The organism is Mucilaginibacter sp. CSA2-8R (assembly GCF_038806765.1).
Classification (GTDB): Bacteria; Bacteroidota; Bacteroidia; order Sphingobacteriales; family Sphingobacteriaceae; genus Mucilaginibacter.
Window position 1 is genome coordinate 4,759,643 of record NZ_CP152389.1, and the last position, 19,106, is coordinate 4,778,748.

A 19,106-nucleotide genomic window follows, 5' to 3' on the forward strand; every position below is an offset into this window, starting at 1 on the left:
GTGCTTTACTGTTTTATGAGGATGACAGAACACCCGCCAGGAAATTGTGTTACCGTAGTGGTAGATTTGCTTAAGCTGCTTATCTTGCCGGTAACATGATCTATCCTAAAAATAATCCGCTAATCCATCGTTTTTTTCATCACTACATAGGGCATCTGATTAAAAGTAACTTTAAGGCCTTCAATTTTAATGCGCTGGAGATAGATAAGGATAAATCTATACTGTTACTGGCCAATCATTTTGGCTGGTGGGACGGTTTTTTACTGTACTGGCTCAATTATAAACTGCTTAAAAAAAAATTTCATATCATGATTTTAGAAGATACCGTTAAGCGGGTATTTTTTCTGAAATACATGGGGGCTTTTTCAGTAGTTAAAAACTCGCGGTCGATGATTGAGTCGCTTAACTATGCATCTGAATTATTGCAAGACCCGCAAAATCTGGTGCTGGTTTTTCCGCAAGCCAGGCTTTACTCCAACTTTGTTGATGATATTCATTTTGAGCGGGGCCTGCTTAAAATTATCAAACAGGCGGCGGGCAAGTTTCAGTATGTGTTTGCCGCTACTTTTATTGAGTACTTTCAGCATAAAAAGCCTACCATCAACGTTTATGTACAAAAGCATCCGGATACAGCTGCCGGAAACATTGATGAATTGAAAGAAATGTTTCAGCAGCATTATGAATCGGCCAAACTGCTTCAAACTCAAATTGTATTATAAACGTGATTATTGCATTAGCCATTGTTTTTATCTTCCTGATTCTGCGCTTTGCCGTAACGCTGTTCAATTTTATATCAGACCCTAAACTGCGCCGGGTTAACCGCCGCTACCACGATCTAGTATCTATCCTTATACCCGCCCGCAACGAAGAAGAAAATATACTTACCCTGCTCCAATCCATTGATGCGCAAGATTACCAGGACTATGAAGTTATTATTCTGGACGACGACTCTTCCGACGCTACGTATACTATTTGCGAGGAGTTTTCCGCTACCCGTTCACATTTCAAAGTAGTAAAAGGCGAACCGCTTAAAGAGGGGTGGTTGGGCAAACCTTATGCCTGTCATCAACTATCCCAATACGCCCGGGGCAGCTACATGCTGTTTTTAGATGCTGATGAGCAAATTTATGATGGCTTAATAAATAGCGCTGTCCATCGTATGCAGTCTAAAAAACTGGCACTACTCAGCTTATTTACCAACCAGGATATGCGCTCTTTTGGCGAAAAGGCAGTGGTTCCGTTAATGCATTATATATTGCTCAACTTATTACCCGTCCGGCTCATTTACCTGCTCAGAAACCCGGCATTTGCTGCAGCCAGCGGTCAGTTCATGCTATTTAATGCCGCGCTATACCGGCAACACCAATGGCACCGCCAGTCAAAAGACCGCGTGGTTGAGGACATTGAAATCATTAAGTTGGTTAAATTAGAAAGATTACCGGCTGAAAGTCTCTTGGCTAACGGGCTTATCAGCTGCCGCATGTATACCAATTATAATGATGCTATTAAGGGATTCAGCAAAAACTTTTTGGCACCATTTAATTACAGCATCATTGGCTTTTTATGTTACCTGGTACTGGTTATTGGCGGGCCGTTACTGGTGATTATGACGCTTAATCTGCCCCTTATTTTAATGATGTGCGGTTTAATTATATTGAGTCGTATAATGATTTCACTTACTTCGGGGCAAAATGCGTGGTTTAATAGTATCTTGCATCCGTTTCAAATGTTCAATTTACTGCTTATAGGCTTGGTGGCCATTCAAAATCAGCTCACCAACAATCATACTTGGAAAGGCCGCCGAGTATGATGCCACCCCGCAAAATCGCTGTTTCTGTTGCTGTCATTATCCTGTTTCATGTGGTGGGACTGGTTGGTTTTTTTGTACTGGCTTTAACGCCGCTGTTTTTAAAACTGGTTCCTTTCCATTTGCTTTTAATGCTGTTGGTTATTTTGGCCAACCATTACCGCCTGAATAATCGCTTCTGGGCATTTGCTCTGCTTATATTTTGCTTAGGCATTTTTGCAGAATGGATTGGCGTGCACAAAAACTGGCTGTTTGGCCGGTACCAATATGGTGGCACACTTGGGGTTAAGGTAGCCGACATTCCCTTAATGATTGGCGTAAACTGGCTGATGCTTGTTTATGCCGCAGGCGTTTTAATGCAAAGGTTTAGGCTAAAATCAATGCTTTTCCGTATTTTGATTGGGGCAGCGCTATTGGTTTTGCTGGATATTTTGATTGAACCGGTTGCCATAAAATTTGATTACTGGACATGGGTTAATCACACCGTTCCGTTAAAAAACTACCTCTGCTGGTTTGGTGTTAGCGCTGCTTTTTTGTGGATTTTTGAAAGTTTTAAATTTAAAACGCAGAGCATTGTAGCCCCGATATTGTTATTGGTGCAGTTTATATTCTTTGTATTGTTACAGATAAAGGTTTAAGCCATAAGCTTTGTACCCGCACAGACGAAGTGTTATTATATTTTGTTGTAATTTTGAATTATGGGAGCATATCAGTTAAAGGTACAGATAGATCAGGATGCGGGCTTTTGCTTTGGTGTAGTATATGCCATTGACATGGCCGAAGAAATACTGGCCGAAGAGGGCTACCTGTATTGCCTGGGCGATATTGTGCATAACGACGAGGAAGTAGAGCGTTTGAAAGCTAAAGGCTTGCGCATTATTGACCATGCCGACCTGCAAAACCTGTACAACGAAAAAGTGCTGATCCGCGCGCATGGCGAAGCGCCATCTACCTATCAGTTAGCGCTCGAACACAATATTACTTTGATTGATGCCTCGTGCCCGGTAGTACTCAAGCTGCAAAACCGCATCAAAACATCGCACGATAATAAAGAAAACATCATCATATTTGGCAAGCATGGCCATGCCGAGGTAATTGGCCTGCAAGGGCAAACTAATAACGAGGCCATCGTATTCCAGGATTTAGCAGAACTGGATACCGTAGAGTTACCGCGGCAAATTACTTTATACAGCCAAACTACCAAAAGCACTGATAAATTTTATCACATTAAAGAACAACTGATTGAGCGCGGCTACGAGGTAAAAGCTAATGACACCATTTGCCGCCAGGTATCTAACCGCGACAAAGATTTACACGCGTTTGCTACCCAGTTTGATAAAATTGTCTTTGTATCCGGCAAAAAATCATCAAATGGCAAGGTGCTGTTTGAAGTTTGCCGAAAATATAATCCTAATACTTATTTTGTTTCGGCGGTAAACGAACTTAGCCCCGACATGTTTTTGCCGGGTGATGCAGTTGGCATCAGCGGTGCTACCTCCACCCCTATGTGGTTAATGGAACAAGTAAAAGCAGAACTGGAAAAATATTAATCAACCGCACTCATCAAATTCTTAAACAGAATTTTAAATAAGGAATTTATAAGGTAAAAAAGCGCTTAATAATAAGCGCTTTTTTACCTTATTTGCTTTTGCATGAACCGCAAACATTTTATATCCTCGCTTATTCCCGTCGCTGTTGCAGCTACCTCTTTAAAAGCATCGGCTAATACCGCTATCGCTGCCAAAAAGATAGGTATACCGCCTTATTTAGAACCAGGTGATGCCATTGGCATTACCTGCCCGGCCGGTTATATAAAAACAGAAGCCGTACAACCGGCCGTGCAATTAATGCAAAGTTGGGGCTTTAACATCAAAATAGGGCAAACGGTAGGCAAGCGCGATTTTACAATGGGCGGAACTGATGCCGAACGACTGGCAGACCTGCAGCAGATGCTGGATGACCCTACCATTAAAGCTATTATGTGTGCCCGGGGCGGTTATGGTGCAGTTCATATTATTGACCAGCTGAATTTTAGTCGGTTTATGGCCAATCCGAAATGGGTGATTGGCTTTAGCGACATTACGGTGTTACATAACCATATTCATACCAACTGCCATGTGGCTACCCTGCATAGCAAAATGTGCAACAGCTTTCCGGATAATTGGAGCTTGGCTGAGCCTATCCAGGTTGAAACTATTCTGTCAATTAAACAGGCGTTAACCGGGCAAAGAATGAGCTACACTTCGCCGTCATCCACATCTAACCGTCAGGGAGCGGCTGTCGCACCATTGGTTGGAGGCAATTTAAGCATTGCAGCCACACTAACCGGGACCCGGTCGGACATCAGTACAGACGGTAAAATTCTTTTTTTAGAAGATACCGGCGAATATCTGTACAACATAGACCGTATGTTGTATAACCTGCAACGCAGTGGCAAGCTCGATAAACTTGCTGGTTTAATTTTGGGTGGCTTTAAAGTAAAGCCCGACGAACCTGATGACGAATTTGGCAAAACTTTGTATGAGGTAGTTTTAGACCGGGTAAAGAGTTATAAATTTCCGGTATGCTTTGACTTTCCGGTTGGGCATCAAAAAAACAACTTTGCGTTGAAGTGCGGAATAACGCACTCTTTAAAGGTAACTCAAACCGGCGGAACGCTTACCGAAGCTTGATGACCACGTTTAAAACACCGCGCAGGTTTTGATGTTAAAGTTTGATAGCATAAGCATACAACTGTAATTCTGTAATAAAACAGAGACTTTGACCAAGCGCATTAATGATTTTAAAGTGGGAAATACTCATCTTACTTATTTCGGGCATTGCATCGTGCACAAGGTGCGGGCAAAATAGCAAACTCGCCACAAAAAAGATATTTGCTGATGAGCACCCGGCCTTAAACAATGATACCCCGAACGTAAAGATTATTTGGGATACAGCTGCCCGGAAAATTTCGCACGATATTTATTTTGCTGAGTATGGCCGGGTACACCGTTACAACCAGGATACGCTGATACTCACTTATCATGGCGGAGGCAAAGGCAACGAATGGGATAACATCGTAATGCGCCGGAGTTATGATAACGGCAACAACTGGCAACCACCTAAAATAATTGTACCCGACAATAGCCAAAACAGGTACTACGGCTTTTCTACCCCCGAATTATTGACACTTAAGAACGGATGGCTTTTGCTAGCTTACACCGGCCGCGGCAAGCCCGACGATAGCACGCACAATAATATACAGGTAACCATCAGCAAAGATGCGGGCAGTACCTGGAGCAAACCGCTAATTGTAGCCTCGGGCCGATCATGGGAACCAGCCATGATTCAGTTGCCTGATGGTACCATACAGATGTTTTTTTCGACAGAACTGTCCAGCTCTAAAAAAGCAAGAGGCAGACATGAGCAAAAGATTGTGATGGCCTCTTCTGATGATAACGGCAAAAACTGGCAAACGCCGATTGACATTGCCTTTAGCAGTAAACGGCGTGATGGTATGGCCACACCGTTGGTATTAAAAGATGGCAAGGGTGTTGTGGTAGCCTTTGAGTCTGTTTATTATCATCAGTCGCCCTGCTTTATCTGGTCGTCGGTTGATGCGCAATGGCGCTACCGGGGTTTAGGCTCTGAAAGCAACGGCAGGCGCTGGTGCGGCACCGCCAATGTGTGGGGCGGCGCCCCTTATATGCTCCAACTGCCTACCGGCGAAATACTGATATCGGTGCAAGATGCCGGCGGCCGGCCTATAGAGCGTTATACGCAATGGAAAAAAAATACAATGCTGGTACTGATAGGCAATAGCTCGGCACGGAGTTTTTCAAATACATCATGCCCCTGGCCAAACTTACCTAACAACGAAGGCGCCTACTTTAATTCAATATTCTTAAAAAACGATAGCACCGTTTTAGCAGTAAGCACCTATAATTTTAAAGATAAACACAGTGAAATATGGTGTAAAGAAGGCCATATCAAACGCGAAATACTTAATAAGGGACAGTTAGCCAAAGTACGCTGATTATTGTATCATAAATTGCTCGAACGCTGCACTGTCACCTTTAAAAGCATCAAAATCAACGGCGTGGTTAATACCGTTAACACGGGCGGTTTCTGAATGCTGCCAAAACCACCAGTTGGTATTCTTACCGGCTTTGAGTTCGGCCTTGTTGTAATGAGCTATCCACAATTTATACTCCGGGAAATAGTCTTCCAGGTAATCTTTGTAAAAACTTAAACCGGAGTAAATGATTGGTTTGACATGAGTTTTTGCCTCTACCTGCAATAAAAAGTCTGTAAGCTGCTTACGCATTTCGGCAGGCGACTTACCGTCCAACGTTTCAATATCTACCACGGCAGGCATATCGCCGCTCTCCAGCCTTACATTTTGAAGAAAGAACCGGGCTTGCCACAAACCGCTCTTTTTTGGGCGAAAGTAATGATAAGCCCCGCACCGGATGCCTGTTTTGGCCGCCTCACGCCAGTTACGTTTAAAATAAGGATCAACGGTTAACAAACCTTCTGTAGCCTTAATAAAGGCAAAGCTAACGCGCACACTGTCCTCTTCCATCGCACGCACCTTGCGCCAGTCAATACGGCCCTGCGCATAAGACACATCAATACCATGAATGTGATAACGGGTGGGAATACGTATACCAAAGCTTTTGTACGTACGGTAATGTGTTGAGGTGCCAATGTTAAACGCCCATCGCCAGGTTGACGAAAAGAAGCCTACTACGTACCCATAGTAAAATGGAGACAACAGAATAAGCAGCGCACCTGCAATCACTTTTTTCCAGGGAAAAACAGCGGGCTGGTTTGCCTTTTTTATAACTTTAGAAGGTGCCCGCCGGGATGTTTTAGCAACTGCCTTTATAGGGGTTACTTTCTTTTTTGCAGGATCGGAACTTTTAGGGGCTGGCACCTTACAAAGTTAGCACCCAAAAGTTACACTGCCAACAATCACTTCACATCAGCATCAAATGCGCTGTTTAATATTTTGCCATTGCGTTTAGTTTGCACCCATATACGGTACTTACCCGGCTGCGGAAAAGTGTAAGGGAAACTGATTTGATGAGCACTATGCTCGTTACTGCCGGCGTTGCCGTGCTTCATGCCGGCCATTAACAACTGGTTACGTTCACCCTCATTCATGGCATCCAGGCTGGCCACCATACGGTTCACACTATCGGCAAAAACCTGGGGTGCAGGTAAATATTTATCCAGTGGCTGATGAAAAGCCATCCTATCGAGCAGTGCTTTTTGAGACCCCATAGAGTAACTGCCTGAAGGATGTAAGTGGATATATACACTGCCATCATCCTTTAAAATAACGGCGTGCGCCATCATGCCCAGGTATGGCTCAAGTTTAGCCGGTTTACGGTTTTCGTCCAGCATCTCAAAGGTAAGTTCAGTGAGCTGGCCTGCTTTTAAATCTTGCCCCGGCCTTTGCACCCATACGGCCGAGGTACCATCCTGTAATTTGGTTTCAACACCGGGCGCTCCGCACATAACTGCGTTCACGCTTGGCCGGGTAAAGTTTTTATTATTTATAGGGTTGGTTATAAAATATGTGTCGTCTTTATCAGCAATCCTGCTTAATTGTGATGGGTTGCTGGCCTGACGGTATATCGTTTCCGGTATACTCAATGTATCAATAATGGTTTCTGCAAAACCGCTTAGCCGGGTAATATCTGCATATATCCAGTATTTACCTGCGGGTAAATTTGGTATCTGCGTAACAAAAGTTACTGAATCGGCCCGGCGCGGGTGCAGGTGGGCAAATACATCCAAAGCGTCAGCTTTTACCAGAAACATATGCATCAGTTTACCATGATCGGGCACCAGGTAATTCATTTTGCGGGTAAGGTTACCTCTGCGCGAACGGCTTAATTCGTTAAGCTGAGCAGTATCGATGGTAAATTTTAACAAACCGTTTTGGTTATTTAAAGTAGTGCTGGCCTGCAATGGCCTGTACAAGTACTTATTATAGCTTGCTGCAGCGGCATTCCACCAGGAATAACCTCCCCATAAAATTAATCCCAACACCACTACAGCACCGAAAGCACCTGTTACCCTGCGGCGGCGCAAGCGCTTGGTTAACTGCTCGGTAGGGTTTAACTGGCTATCGCTTACACTCGAGCTGATAATGGTCACCATCAATATTACTAAAAAAACTGCCATGGCGAAAAGACCCCAGCCTAAGCTGGCCGGCATGGTTCTTTTAGCGGTTGATACCGCCATAACCGGCACAACCACCGTACCTTTACCTTGCGGACCGGTAATGGCAAGCTCGATACTGGAAGTACCGGTGCTCATTAACCATACTTTTATATCAAAGCGTCCTCGCTCGGTAGTCGAAGGCTCGGCAACATCGGCTTTAGGCGTACCGTCTGCGCCAGCGTACCAATATACGGGCCTGGCGCTTACGTGTGTACCTTTAGCTGCACCCTCTAAATAAACAGTTACAGCAGCGGTGCCCGGTATTACGTCGGGCGGATTGATATTGGCAATTAACTTATACGGACCGGCACCACCTTCGAAGGTTACACCGGGGCTGCCCACGTGCGCCCAGGCGTTTATACAAAGGCAAATGAGCAAGCCTACAGAAAGGAAAATCTTTTTCATGAGCTTGATGCTGCTTAACGTTTAACTGATTTCATCCAACTACCCCATACCAGGCCCAACCACGATGAAATGGTGCCAATAGCTATAGCGATACCTAATCCTTTAACCATGTCGCCTGCACTTGATACAGCGTTTGGTGCAAATGCGTAACGGTATTTATGATTTGGATCTGAGCCAAAATACCAGGATGTAGTGCCGAAAAACCAGTTACGGGCATAAGTAGTGGTTAAAAAACTGCCGAACGGCCATTGAACAGCAAATAAGATAAACACAAAGGCAATGCTGATGAGTAAAGCCTTCAATAATGATAGTCCATTGAGGCGCTGATTAAAGAGGTCGATAGCCAGCGCCGGAAATAAAAGCAATAGTGGAAAATTAAAACTTTGATAATGTGTAATGTGATTTTGTACCGGGCCCAACTTAGGCTCGGCCGGAAATAGTGGCAATACCCAAACCATTATGGCCATAAAAACCATATACACCAAGGCCATATAAGTTGCCCCCCATCGGGTAGCAGAGGCTTTAGATACCGCTACCATAAACAATGGAAACAACATGGCACTTACCACATAAAATCCGCTCGCATGCATACTTTGGCGACCTAAATACTCAGAAGCTATAGTAAACAACATCACCAGTAAAAATCCTGATGACAATGTAAAGCACCATGATAAAGTTTGCTTATTAAAATTAGCAGAACCACCTGTACGATTTTGCAGCGCCATCACGCTCACCATAGCCCCAAACTGTATGGTAATCATACCTAATAGCAACACCGTATGCGGGGGCGAGAGTATTTGCACATCCAGACCAAAGGTACTGTGCCACCAGTCATCAAATGGAGCCGAAGTAATCATGGTAAAGGCTCCCCAGATACAGAATAATGCACCTAACGAACCATAAAAAAACCTCCAGAAACGTATAGATTCCTGTTTTTCGCCAGCATGGCCGGCAAAGGTTAACCGTAAAACGTGGTAGCCGGAAAATAAGCCGGCAGTAACGGCCCCCAAGTAAGTAGCCAAATGCGGCGGCGAAAACAAACCATCGCGCCCTATACTCATGTGCCAGGATATATCCCACACCAAACCTACTACAATGCTAAACGATGCAAAAACAACAGCGTAAATATAAAAAGGCAGCGTACCGGTACGAGTAGCAGTAGTTTTAGTTTCGGCTGCGCCAGCCGGATAAGTTATAGAGCTCATTGAATTTCTTAGTCAGCTTAAAACTAACTAAATAATAGTTCTCAACAAACTATTAACTGGTAAGACTTTTCAATAATTGAAATTATAAATTGCACTAGATAAATAGGTATCCCAACAATCTAATCGCACAGTGGTAAGGTAAACCAAAATGTACTACCCTGCCCCGGCTTACTATCTGCACCGATTTCGCCCCCATGTTGTTTGATAATCTCGGCACTGATGTAGAGGCCCAAGCCTAAACCAGAGATATGATAACTCGACGATTCTACCCGGTAGTAACGGTTAAACAAGTGAGGGATCTTATCTGGAGGTATGCCCGGCCCTTTATCAATAACCGATACCTTCACCATACTGTCACACTGTTCGATGTGTAAAGTAATACATTCTGAGTCGGGAGCATACTTTACTGCATTATTTACCAGGTTGGTTACCACTTGATCTATCCGGTGTTCATCAGCGCATATTTCTAACTCTACATCACCGGTAATATTTACTTTTTGCTTACCGAGTATAGCAATTGGATTGGCACATGCGCTTAACAGCTGCGATAGTATAAAATTAGTTTTATTTAAAGTGATTTGCGTTTGCTGCAGCCTGCTCACGTTCAATAAATCCTCTATAAGCGTACTTACCCGCTGTATACTTTTGCGCGATTGCAAAATGAGTTTCGGCATCATAGTTTTGGATGGATCATCTTTCATCTTATCCATTAACTGCAGTGATGCCTTCAAGCTGGTAATGGGTGTTTTAAGCTCGTGACTGGCAATGCTTATAAAATCATCTTTTTGCTGTTGTAGGCGTTTAATTTCATCAATGTCGGTGGCCGTACCTATCCATAAATCATTTATACCAAACTCATTACGCACCGGCTGTATGCGCAGTAAATGCCATCGGTATATGCCATCGGCACCCTTTTCGCGCACCTCAAATTCACCAGGAAGATTGCTGTTTATAATAGTCCGATAAGTATCAACACAATTTTGCCAGTCGTCTGGATGTATAACTTCTCTCCAGCCTAATAACTGAGTTTGTTGTACGCTTAGGCCGGTATACTCGTACCAGCGTTCGTTATAAAAAGTAACCTCGGGTTTAGTGTTGGTAGTCCAGGCAATTTGCGGCAGGGCATTAAGCATATTACGGTACCGCCGCTCGCTGGCCGCTAACTGAGCAGTACGCGCAGTTACCCGCTCTTCCAGTTCATTGTTAAGCTGAGCCAGTTTTTCTTGTGAAACCCTTAACTCTTCAATGGTAGTCATCAATTCCTCATTGGTAGATGCCAGTTCTTCATTAATGGCCTGCATTTCCTCATTTAGCTGATGCTCTTTTTCCCGGGCTGCCTGTATTTCCAGTTTCACCCGCTCACGCTCAGAAACGTTAAGGGTTATACATTTAAGAAACTGAAGCTGCCCACTGCTGTCGGTAATAGGCGCGATAGTAATTTGCCACCACGACCGCTCAGATGGCTTACCATCAGCAGCCGGCGCATCAAACATTAGGATGGGCAACTCAACTGCCTCGTGTTTTGCCACAGCATCTTCCATCCCTCTTCTTAATCTCAAAAACTGCTCGGCACTGGCAGCATCCCACGGTTTGTAAACCTCAAATGCTGGTTTGCCGATAATATCTTCTACCGGTACCTGTGATGTGCTTTTGTACAGATTGTTTACGGCTACCACTGTAAAATGGGGCGCATTAGCCTTAACTACAGAAACCGGGCTGGCCGATTGGTGGAACAGGGCCTTGAACATCTGAGATTCCGTCGTATCCATCTAATCGTTTAATGTTAAATCATTAATATATATATAACTTAAATGTTTAAAATTCTTTTCCAGAACATTAAACCACTCTATGCCGGGCAAACCTGCACACCATTAGTATTTGTGCCATGCCGCCACCACATATCCTACGATTTCTTTGCTATAAAGTTCCCAATAATGTAAAGTTTCCGCACTCGGAAGCACTGAATACAGCCCCTGCTTTTCTACTCCGGCAATATAATGACAGGGATACGGGATTACATCGATACCGCTCTTTTTAAAAATGAGCATTGCCCGCCGCATATGAAAGTCGGACGTAACCAGCAAATAAGGCGGCGGTAAATGCCGGGCAGCCAGCAACTGTTTGGTATAAGCCGCATTTTCAATAGTATTGCGCGACTTGCCTTCAATCAATACGTTGCTGTCAGCCATGTTAAAGTCTTTTAACTGGCTTTGTACCCATCGCCCCTCACTAAATCCGTCGGGATTAATGCTGGCATTACCACCAGTAATCAGCAAATGCGATGCCTTGTTGGTAGCCTTCAATTTTAGTCCTTGTATAAACCGATCAGAGGCACTGTTGAAATATCCGCTGCTATCCTGTTTTTCTGACCCGAAACCGCCTAAAATAATAGCACAACTGTAAACCGTACCAGATTTTAATGGTGCTGCCGGATACCGCCAAAGTTTGGCATACGTATTTAATAACAGCGGAACGGAAAACAAAAACAACAGCACCAGCCCGGTAAAAAGCAATTTTATCCGCAAGCGATTATTTTTTGTTACCAATGCATAAATAAGCAACGCGATAACCCAGGTGAGAGGCAGGATGGCAATAAGTAATAATTTAGATAAGATAAACATGGGGCTGTGCCAAATATTAAATCAACGCTGCAATTTAGCAAATTATAACACCATGCTACGGCAACCCATGTACAACCTGCTTACCAAACAAAACCGGCTGATAAGTTTTGTTATTGATACCAGTACAACTTGCAAAAGGGAATAATGAGTAATAATAAAGGTAATTTTTATTCAGGCACCAGTAATGTGGTATTGCCGGTACCTAATAAACAAGCCTATCCAGAGGCGTTTAAAGATAAAAGCCGCTTAACCTACTACAGTTCTTTATTTAACAGCGTAGAGATTAACAGTACTTTTTACAAACTACCACTGGCTCGCACTGTGGAGCGGTGGACGCAGGAAACGGAAGATAATTTTAGATTCACCTTTAAACTATGGCAAGGCATAACCCATACTAAAGGCGATCCCTTTTTAAGCGAAGATCTTGCCCGCTTTATTCATATCATCAATTATGCGCAAAATAAAAAAGGAGCGCTATTAATTCAGTTTCCGCCCAGTGTTAGTCGCAACCCGATCTTGCTACACCGTTTACTTACCGAAATTAAATTAGCAGCCCCGGATGCCCAATGGCCAATAGCAATCGAATTCAGGCATCGCTCATGGTATACTGATCAAATTTACGAGATGCTTGAGCAACACGGAGCGGCTATGGTATGGCATGACCTGCCTGCATCAGCCGCACCAATACAGGTAAGCAATGTGGATTTAATTTATCTACGTTTTCACGGCCCGGAAGGCGGCTACCGGGGTAGTTATACCGATGATTTTTTGAGCGAATATGCTACTTATATTACCGACTGGCTGAGTGAGGGCAAAACAGTGTACACTTACTTTAACAACACCATGGGAGCCGCCGTTCAAAACCTGGTCACATTAAACAAATTGGTAAATAGTTGTTGTTAATAGGTTGCTATGGCACAAATGAGTTTTTTTGAAGATGCCGGGCAAAGCAAAGGCTTACCAACAGAACTGCTTGACTATTACCCCGCCCTATTTAACGCTGAGGAGAGCCAGGCTTTGCTGCAAAAGTTTATAGATACGATTACCTGGGAGCAACGCACCATTACCATGTATGGCAAACATATGGTTACGCCACGGCTTACTGCCTGGTATGGCGATACCGGTAAAAATTATGCTTACTCTGGCAATAAGTTTAATCCGTTTCCATGGACGCCCGAACTTTTAGCAATCAAAAATAGAGTTGAAACAATTGCCGGTATAACTTTTAATAGCGTTTTACTGAATTACTACCGCAACGGCAACGACTCAGTTGCCTGGCACAGCGATAATGAAAATGAACTTGGCCAACAGCCTGTAATTGCCTCGGTTAGCTTTGGACAAGTGCGCAGCTTTGATATACGGCACAAGCAAAATCATGCAGAAAAATATAGTATTAAATTAGAAAACGGATCGTTGTTGCTGATGAAAGGTGATCTGCAACAACATTGGGAACACCGTATTGCCAAATCTGCAATTGCTATGAAAGCAAGGATAAACCTAACATTCAGAATAATTAAATAATATTAGCCAATGCCTCGATGGTTACAGCTGGAGCAATTGCATCATAAAATTTTAAAAGCAGCGACTACAATATCTGATAGATAGTATCTGCAGCGTAGCAATACATCTATCCTAAAACGGCTCTCTAGTTTTTACGCTACTAATAACCCTTAATTGATATAAAAAAACGTTTCTATTAACGCTTTTTCTGTAACCTACCATTCTTTTAAGCAAAATCCCAAAATTTCGGCAACTTCAACAGTAACATTATATCTTCCCAATCTACGCCAAGCTATTAAACCTTCTACTGTAATGCAAAGGTAGCCATCCGGAAAATGGCACTTTTTGTCAAGATGCTCTTATTAATACAAGCCTAATTACATTGATTTTTGCTGGCTCGGCGATAGGTATGCTTGCTATTAAAAAGGCAAATTAGCTTTGATCATAGTGTTATTTAAACAGTAACACCGTATGTTCTATCTCTTAATAAGCTTCTTTAAATACAAAAACGACCGTTTTGACTCGCCGCGTTATAATTTAATAAAGTATAGCATATTTAAAAATATGCTGGTGAATGAGATTAGTTTCTCTAAGCATTTAATTTTTAACAGCACAAGCAAACATATTGTCTAAAAGGCAGACTACGGTGACCCTAAAATTTCTTTAAAAGAAATTACGTTTCCTGATTTTCATTAAATCTAAGAGAATTATTAAAACTTTAAGATATCATGATTTTCTCTGTTAAAAGTTTGAAATCATGGCAACGCTTGCATAACTTTATTACATATTAATTAAATAAAACTTTCTATGAAAAAGTTACTGCTTTTCTTAATCCTGTTTCAACTGTCAACATTTGTATCACAAGCGCAAGATTGCGGTCAATTTCCGGCCGGAACTGTTTGCTCTCAATCACCAAGCGGCCAACAAGCTAATTGCTGCCGTTGTATTGGTGGTGCTTTACAAAATCGGAATTTCTGCAGTGCTGCACCAATTAATAAAGGTTTGATTTTTTTAATTATTGTTGGTTTAGGCATTGGATCTTTTTTGCTTAAAACGCAAATCGGAGAAAATAAAGAATTGATTTCTTAACTCTTTAAACACCTGCTGGAAGCATTTTTACTAATACATAAATTTTGAACACAATTGGTAATAATACCTTATCCCCAAAAAAGGCAAGTATACCCAAGCCTATTAAGCTATTTCTGTTTAAGGTTGCAGCTTTTTACATTATATGGAGTTTGCTTTACTCGTTTATTTTGCAGCCTCACTGTATTGTTGATACCAACTTAACCCGCAACTTAGGCACACTTACTGCAAGTGCGGTACAATTCATTTTACCAAATCACGCTGTTAATGCAGTTCACGACACTGTAGATTCTTCAATTTTTATTGATGGAAAACTCAATATTTTCATACTCGACGGCTGCAATGGGTTTGAGTTGTACGTTTTGTATGTGGGTTTCATTTTATGCTTTCCGTTTAAAAACAAATCTACGCTTACGTATATTGGGATGGGCTTAGCAGGCATTTTTTTATTAAACATACTAAGGTGTACGATTTTGTCTTATCTCAAATTTTATGAAGTAACTTATTTTAACATCGTCCACCATTATATTTTCACTATGGTGGTGTACAGCTTCATTTGTATTTTATGGTACAAATACTTTATAAATAACCTTCGTAAAGCTGGCGTTAAAAAGCAGTTAATTTAATAGCGTCTTTACTATGATATTGCAGTTTATTTTCTAAAATCTACACTCACGTTCAGACTATAACTAAAAGCGGCGTGCATCACCAGTGATGTACGCCGCTTTTTTATAATATTTTAATTACTAACTATTCCAGCACTTCATAAACCATTACCGGGTGTGCTTTATTTTTAAGTGTCACCTCTCCTATTTTCTGGCAGCTAAAAGACGCTTTAGCTTTTTGATAGGTCTCTTCGTTAATTAAAATTTGCCCTGCTTTGGCGGCCGACTGCAGCCTTTGCGCCAGGTTAACCACATCGCCAATTACGGTATAATCCAACCTTTTTAAAGATGCCGAACCAATATTGCCCGACACCATTTCGCCGGTGTTGATGCCAATAGATACCTGTGGCTTGTATGGATGGGTGCCAGTATTAATTTCCTCCAGATCGCTCAGTTGGGTTTTGATGTTTAGCGCTGCATCGATAGCACGATCGAGATGATAATCACCGCGAAATACGGCCATTACAGCATCGCCCATAAATTTATCTACGTGTCCGCCCTGGGTTATAATTTCTTGTACAATTTTATCAAACAGCCCGTTCAACAGCGCCACTACGGTGCTGGCCGGTATTTGTTCGGTAATAGAAGTAAAGCCACAAACATCAACAAACAACACGGTGGCGTTCAACACCTCGCTTTTCAACAAACTGCTTTCAAACTCCTTGTGCGTCATAAAATTCAGCACATTTTCGTCCACATACATCTTCAGGATGTTATTCTCTTTAATAGCCTTAATTGTTTGCTGCAGTTGCTTTACATGGTCAATGGTTTTTTGCATGGTTACATCCAGGTCCTCAAAATCAACCGGCTTGCATATAAAATCAAAAGCGCCCCGGTTCATGGCCATGCGTATGTTCTGCATATCGCCATAGGCTGATACCACTACAGCCTTTAACATCGGGTTAGCCTCGGGCAAATGGCCGAGCAGTGTTAGCCCATCCATTACCGGCATATTAATGTCAGACAGGATGATATCCAAATCCGGATGCTCTTTTACTTTTTGCAGTGCTTCTTCGCCGTTGCGAGCAAAAACAAACTCATATACATTTTCGCGAATCTTACGCCTGAACTTTTGCTTTACCAGCACTTCCAGGTCTTCCTCATCATCTACCACCAGTATCTTGGCCATTATTCAGCAAGCGTTTTAAGTTTTTCTTTAAGCAGGTTAAAATCAAGCGGCTTGGTTAAAAAATCATCGGCACCGCTCTGCATGGCCTGCTGATAGTTTTCATCATCACTGTAAGCGGTAATCATCATTACTACGGGCGGTGGCGGTGCATTATAATCATGCCGTATACGGCTCAATAACTCTAACCCACTCATGCCCGGCATATTAATGTCAGACAAAATCAGCACCACTTCCGAGTGTCTTTCTTCCAGATAAGAAAGCGCCTGCTCGCCCGACAGTGCAAAATCAAACGAAATATCTCCATTGCGTATCTCTTTACGAAAACGCTGCTGGAACAGCGGCTGCACATCAGCCTCGTCATCTACCACCAATATTTTCATATCCCGGCTAATATAAATATAAGTTAATTACAGCGGCAGGCTAATTGTAAACTCGGTATATTCACCTTCAGCAGTCTCTACGTTAATTTTTCCGCCGTGCCCCTTTACTATAATGTCATAACTCAGGGATAAGCCTAAACCGGTGCCTTCGCCGGTTGGTTTGGTGGTAAAAAAAGGCTGCATAATTTTATCTTTCACATCTTCGGGGATACCGGTACCATTATCCCTTACGGTAATCACTACCTCATCTTGATGCACGCGGGTAGTTACCGAAACAGTAGGCTTATAATCGCTACCATTCAATTTCTTTTTTTGCATGGTAGCGTAAAATGCGTTGGTAAACAGGTTTAGCAATACCCGGCCAACATCCTGCGGAATGATGTTTACTTTAGGCAACCCGGCATCAAGGTGAGTAACCAGTTCGGCATTAAACATTTTGTCTTTAGCCCGCAAGCCGTGGTAAGCTAAACGCAGGTATTCATCAGCCAAAATATTAATATCTGCCGGCTCTTTTTGCCCGGTGCTGGCCCGGCTATGCTGCAGCATGCCTTTTACAATACCGTCTGCCCTTTTGCCATGGTGACGGATTTTTTCCAAATTTTGCTTAATGTCTTCGGCTATGGCGGCTGCTTCTTCGGCGTCACCTCTGGCCAGTTCTTCGTTCATCTCATCAATCAGCTCCATACTCACTTCCGAGAAGTTGTTGACAAAGTTGAGCGGGTTTTGTATTTCGTGGGCTATACCGGCAGTAAGCTCGCCGAGCGAAGCCAGTTTTTCCTGCTGTATTAGTTGCGCCTGGGTAGCTTTCAGTTCTTGTACGCTTTGTTCTAAGGCTTCTTTTTGCTGAGTAATTTCGGCAGTACGCTGGGCTACCATCATTTCCAGTTCAGAGTTTTTCTCGTTAATCTGCTCAACTTCTTTTTGCTGTTTGCGAAAAGTAGCTGCCCGGCCAAATATCCACACAAAGGCTGCCAGTACAGCAAATTGTATATACTCCTCCCACAACACTTCCCCATCCTTACTAAATATTTCGAGCAACCCATAAATGAGGGTTATTGCAATTAACGGATAATGCAAATTGATTACCGGCTTCATTTTTTTAAAGTCCGGCTCATTTTGCACGTAATATACCACACCCAATAAAACAACAGCTCCGGCTATTTCATCAAAACCATCATGCAGATAGCGCTTGGTAATTAAAAAGAGCCCTACAATAATCCAACTGAATACATTGATTAAATTACCCCATTTAAGATAGAGGTCGGTGGTTTTGGTAGCTTTACGAACATCTTTAATTAATAAGAATGCAGCCAGATAACTAAAAAAATACATGCAATTACAGTGCGGTTAGTTTGGTTACTAAAGGTAATAGTTTAAACCAATTTATTAGCATAGCATGCCATTAAACAGGCATGGCGCCAATAAAATCCGGTTTAAACAGAAGTAAAACCGTGGACTTGTTTCCAGATTACAAATCATTAAATATATTTATCCTCCTAAATTAATGTGTAATGCGCTTTGAAGAAGCAGTTAAAGATATCATTGATCAGTTAACCCGGCAATTGCCCGCACAGTTAACTTATCATAGTATTCATCACATCAAAGACGTATATCAAACGGCTAAGGCTATTGCCCGGCAGGAGGGCCTATCAGAAAATGACACCCATTTGCTACTTACTGCTGCCAGCTATCATGATGCCGGATTTTTGAAACATGCACAGGGCCACGAAGAAGAATCATGCCGGATGGCCAAGGCCGCATTGCCTGCCTATGGGTACACCAGCCATAACATTGAACAAATTTGCGCAATAATTATGGCTACCCGGATACCGCAAACACCACATAATTTAGTGGAACAAATATTAGCTGATGCCGACCTGGATTATCTAGGCCGGGACGATTTTTTCAGCATCGGAAACCAATTGTTCACCGAGTTAAAAACCGCCGGCACTATCCATACCGAGCTGGAATGGAACCGGATGCAGGTAAAATTTATGGAAGCACACCACTATTTTACAGGTACTTCTAAACGGCTGCGTGACGCTAAAAAAGAAGCGAATTTAGCGTTGGTAAAGGCTAAAATTAATTAAGT

Annotated in this window: 18 protein-coding genes; 10 read left to right on the plus strand and 8 right to left on the minus strand. The window is 42.7% G+C overall.

Annotation, left to right across the window (positions count from 1 at the left end):
- The first annotated feature begins 95 nt into the window (after positions 1 to 95).
- From AAGR14_RS20220 to AAGR14_RS20245, 6 genes are all read left to right on the plus strand, one after another.
- Positions 96 to 719, plus strand: a complete 624-nt coding sequence (locus AAGR14_RS20220) for a 1-acyl-sn-glycerol-3-phosphate acyltransferase (protein WP_342646056.1) — start codon at positions 96 to 98, stop codon at positions 717 to 719.
- Positions 720 to 721: 2 nt separating this feature from the next.
- Positions 722 to 1,810 carry a glycosyltransferase family 2 protein gene (locus tag AAGR14_RS20225; RefSeq protein ID WP_342646057.1) on the plus strand — a complete coding sequence of 363 codons (1,089 nt, stop codon included), beginning with the start codon at positions 722 to 724 and terminating at the stop codon, positions 1,808 to 1,810.
- Positions 1,807 to 2,445, plus strand: coding sequence for a carotenoid biosynthesis protein (locus AAGR14_RS20230; RefSeq protein WP_342646058.1), 639 nt, complete (start codon positions 1,807 to 1,809; stop codon positions 2,443 to 2,445). Before AAGR14_RS20225 ends, AAGR14_RS20230 begins: the two co-directional genes overlap by 4 nt.
- Before the next feature lie 60 nt (positions 2,446 to 2,505).
- The gene (locus tag AAGR14_RS20235) at positions 2,506 to 3,357 is read left to right on the plus strand and encodes a 4-hydroxy-3-methylbut-2-enyl diphosphate reductase (RefSeq protein ID WP_342646059.1); all 852 of its coding nucleotides are present in this window, start codon (positions 2,506 to 2,508) and stop codon (positions 3,355 to 3,357) included.
- Between the two features lie 102 nt (positions 3,358 to 3,459).
- A complete protein-coding gene (locus AAGR14_RS20240; RefSeq protein ID WP_342646060.1) occupies positions 3,460 to 4,479 on the plus strand; it encodes an LD-carboxypeptidase in 1,020 nt (339 codons plus the stop codon).
- Between the two features lie 104 nt (positions 4,480 to 4,583).
- Entirely contained in the window at positions 4,584 to 5,822 is a 1,239-nt protein-coding gene (locus AAGR14_RS20245) for a sialidase family protein (protein WP_342646061.1), read from the plus strand.
- Here AAGR14_RS20245 and AAGR14_RS20250 read toward each other — a convergent pair whose 3' ends face one another.
- The 5 genes from AAGR14_RS20250 to AAGR14_RS20270 form a co-directional block, all read right to left on the minus strand.
- Positions 5,823 to 6,725 (minus strand): glycoside hydrolase family 25 protein, encoded by a 903-nt coding sequence (locus AAGR14_RS20250; protein WP_342646062.1) that lies wholly within the window; start codon positions 6,723 to 6,725, stop codon positions 5,823 to 5,825.
- A gap of 38 nt (positions 6,726 to 6,763) precedes the next feature.
- Entirely contained in the window at positions 6,764 to 8,428 is a 1,665-nt protein-coding gene (locus AAGR14_RS20255; RefSeq protein WP_342646063.1) for a hypothetical protein, read from the minus strand.
- A gap of 14 nt (positions 8,429 to 8,442) precedes the next feature.
- Positions 8,443 to 9,633 carry a hypothetical protein gene (locus AAGR14_RS20260; RefSeq protein WP_342646064.1) on the minus strand — a complete coding sequence of 397 codons (1,191 nt, stop codon included), beginning with the start codon at positions 9,631 to 9,633 and terminating at the stop codon, positions 8,443 to 8,445.
- Positions 9,634 to 9,752: 119 nt separating this feature from the next.
- Positions 9,753 to 11,402 carry an ATP-binding protein gene (locus tag AAGR14_RS20265; protein ID WP_342646065.1) on the minus strand — a complete coding sequence of 550 codons (1,650 nt, stop codon included), beginning with the start codon at positions 11,400 to 11,402 and terminating at the stop codon, positions 9,753 to 9,755.
- A 102-nt stretch (positions 11,403 to 11,504) separates the two neighbouring features.
- Entirely contained in the window at positions 11,505 to 12,254 is a 750-nt protein-coding gene (locus AAGR14_RS20270) for a YdcF family protein (RefSeq protein WP_342646066.1), read from the minus strand.
- Between the two features lie 144 nt (positions 12,255 to 12,398).
- On the opposite strand from AAGR14_RS20270, the gene AAGR14_RS20275 reads away from it, so the two are divergent.
- From AAGR14_RS20275 to AAGR14_RS20285, 3 genes are all read left to right on the plus strand, one after another.
- Positions 12,399 to 13,157: a DUF72 domain-containing protein gene (locus tag AAGR14_RS20275; RefSeq protein ID WP_342646067.1), complete on the plus strand. Its 759-nt coding sequence runs from the start codon at positions 12,399 to 12,401 to the stop codon at positions 13,155 to 13,157.
- A 9-nt stretch (positions 13,158 to 13,166) separates the two neighbouring features.
- The gene (locus tag AAGR14_RS20280; RefSeq protein ID WP_342646068.1) at positions 13,167 to 13,775 is read left to right on the plus strand and encodes an alpha-ketoglutarate-dependent dioxygenase AlkB; all 609 of its coding nucleotides are present in this window, start codon (positions 13,167 to 13,169) and stop codon (positions 13,773 to 13,775) included.
- 786 nt (positions 13,776 to 14,561) lie between these two features.
- Positions 14,562 to 14,843, plus strand: a complete 282-nt coding sequence (locus AAGR14_RS20285; protein ID WP_342646069.1) for a hypothetical protein — start codon at positions 14,562 to 14,564, stop codon at positions 14,841 to 14,843.
- A gap of 747 nt (positions 14,844 to 15,590) precedes the next feature.
- Here the strand turns inward: AAGR14_RS20285 and AAGR14_RS20290 are convergent.
- From AAGR14_RS20290 to AAGR14_RS20300, 3 genes are read right to left on the minus strand one after another with little or no spacing between them, the layout of a single operon-like run.
- Entirely contained in the window at positions 15,591 to 16,634 is a 1,044-nt protein-coding gene (locus tag AAGR14_RS20290; protein ID WP_342646070.1) for an adenylate/guanylate cyclase domain-containing protein, read from the minus strand.
- Positions 16,634 to 17,014, minus strand: coding sequence for a response regulator (locus AAGR14_RS20295; protein WP_342646071.1), 381 nt, complete (start codon positions 17,012 to 17,014; stop codon positions 16,634 to 16,636). The genes AAGR14_RS20290 and AAGR14_RS20295 overlap by 1 nt, the downstream gene beginning before the upstream one ends.
- Positions 17,015 to 17,041: 27 nt before the next feature.
- The gene (locus tag AAGR14_RS20300; RefSeq protein WP_342646072.1) at positions 17,042 to 18,346 is read right to left on the minus strand and encodes an ATP-binding protein; all 1,305 of its coding nucleotides are present in this window, start codon (positions 18,344 to 18,346) and stop codon (positions 17,042 to 17,044) included.
- Positions 18,347 to 18,525: 179 nt separating this feature from the next.
- On the opposite strand from AAGR14_RS20300, the gene AAGR14_RS20305 reads away from it, so the two are divergent.
- Positions 18,526 to 19,104, plus strand: a complete 579-nt coding sequence (locus AAGR14_RS20305; protein ID WP_342646073.1) for an HD domain-containing protein — start codon at positions 18,526 to 18,528, stop codon at positions 19,102 to 19,104.
- Positions 19,105 to 19,106 lie beyond the last annotated feature (2 nt).

Coding starts and splice junctions, on each gene's coding strand:
- AAGR14_RS20280 (WP_342646068.1), top strand. CDS start 13,167: ATGGCACAAATGAGTTTTTTTGAAGATGCCGGGCAAAGCAAAGGCTTA.
- AAGR14_RS20290 (WP_342646070.1), bottom strand. CDS start 16,634: ATGGCCAAGATACTGGTGGTAGATGATGAGGAAGACCTGGAAGTGCTG.
- AAGR14_RS20240 (WP_342646060.1), top strand. CDS start 3,460: ATGAACCGCAAACATTTTATATCCTCGCTTATTCCCGTCGCTGTTGCA.
- AAGR14_RS20265 (WP_342646065.1), bottom strand. CDS start 11,402: ATGGATACGACGGAATCTCAGATGTTCAAGGCCCTGTTCCACCAATCG.
- AAGR14_RS20230 (WP_342646058.1), top strand. CDS start 1,807: ATGATGCCACCCCGCAAAATCGCTGTTTCTGTTGCTGTCATTATCCTG.
- AAGR14_RS20270 (WP_342646066.1), bottom strand. CDS start 12,254: ATGTTTATCTTATCTAAATTATTACTTATTGCCATCCTGCCTCTCACC.
- AAGR14_RS20235 (WP_342646059.1), top strand. CDS start 2,506: ATGGGAGCATATCAGTTAAAGGTACAGATAGATCAGGATGCGGGCTTT.
- AAGR14_RS20220 (WP_342646056.1), top strand. CDS start 96: ATGATCTATCCTAAAAATAATCCGCTAATCCATCGTTTTTTTCATCAC.
- AAGR14_RS20300 (WP_342646072.1), bottom strand. CDS start 18,346: ATGTATTTTTTTAGTTATCTGGCTGCATTCTTATTAATTAAAGATGTT.
- AAGR14_RS20260 (WP_342646064.1), bottom strand. CDS start 9,633: ATGAGCTCTATAACTTATCCGGCTGGCGCAGCCGAAACTAAAACTACT.
- AAGR14_RS20305 (WP_342646073.1), top strand. CDS start 18,526: ATGCGCTTTGAAGAAGCAGTTAAAGATATCATTGATCAGTTAACCCGG.
- AAGR14_RS20245 (WP_342646061.1), top strand. CDS start 4,584: ATGATTTTAAAGTGGGAAATACTCATCTTACTTATTTCGGGCATTGCA.
- AAGR14_RS20255 (WP_342646063.1), bottom strand. CDS start 8,428: ATGAAAAAGATTTTCCTTTCTGTAGGCTTGCTCATTTGCCTTTGTATA.
- AAGR14_RS20275 (WP_342646067.1), top strand. CDS start 12,399: ATGAGTAATAATAAAGGTAATTTTTATTCAGGCACCAGTAATGTGGTA.
- AAGR14_RS20295 (WP_342646071.1), bottom strand. CDS start 17,014: ATGAAAATATTGGTGGTAGATGACGAGGCTGATGTGCAGCCGCTGTTC.
- AAGR14_RS20285 (WP_342646069.1), top strand. CDS start 14,562: ATGAAAAAGTTACTGCTTTTCTTAATCCTGTTTCAACTGTCAACATTT.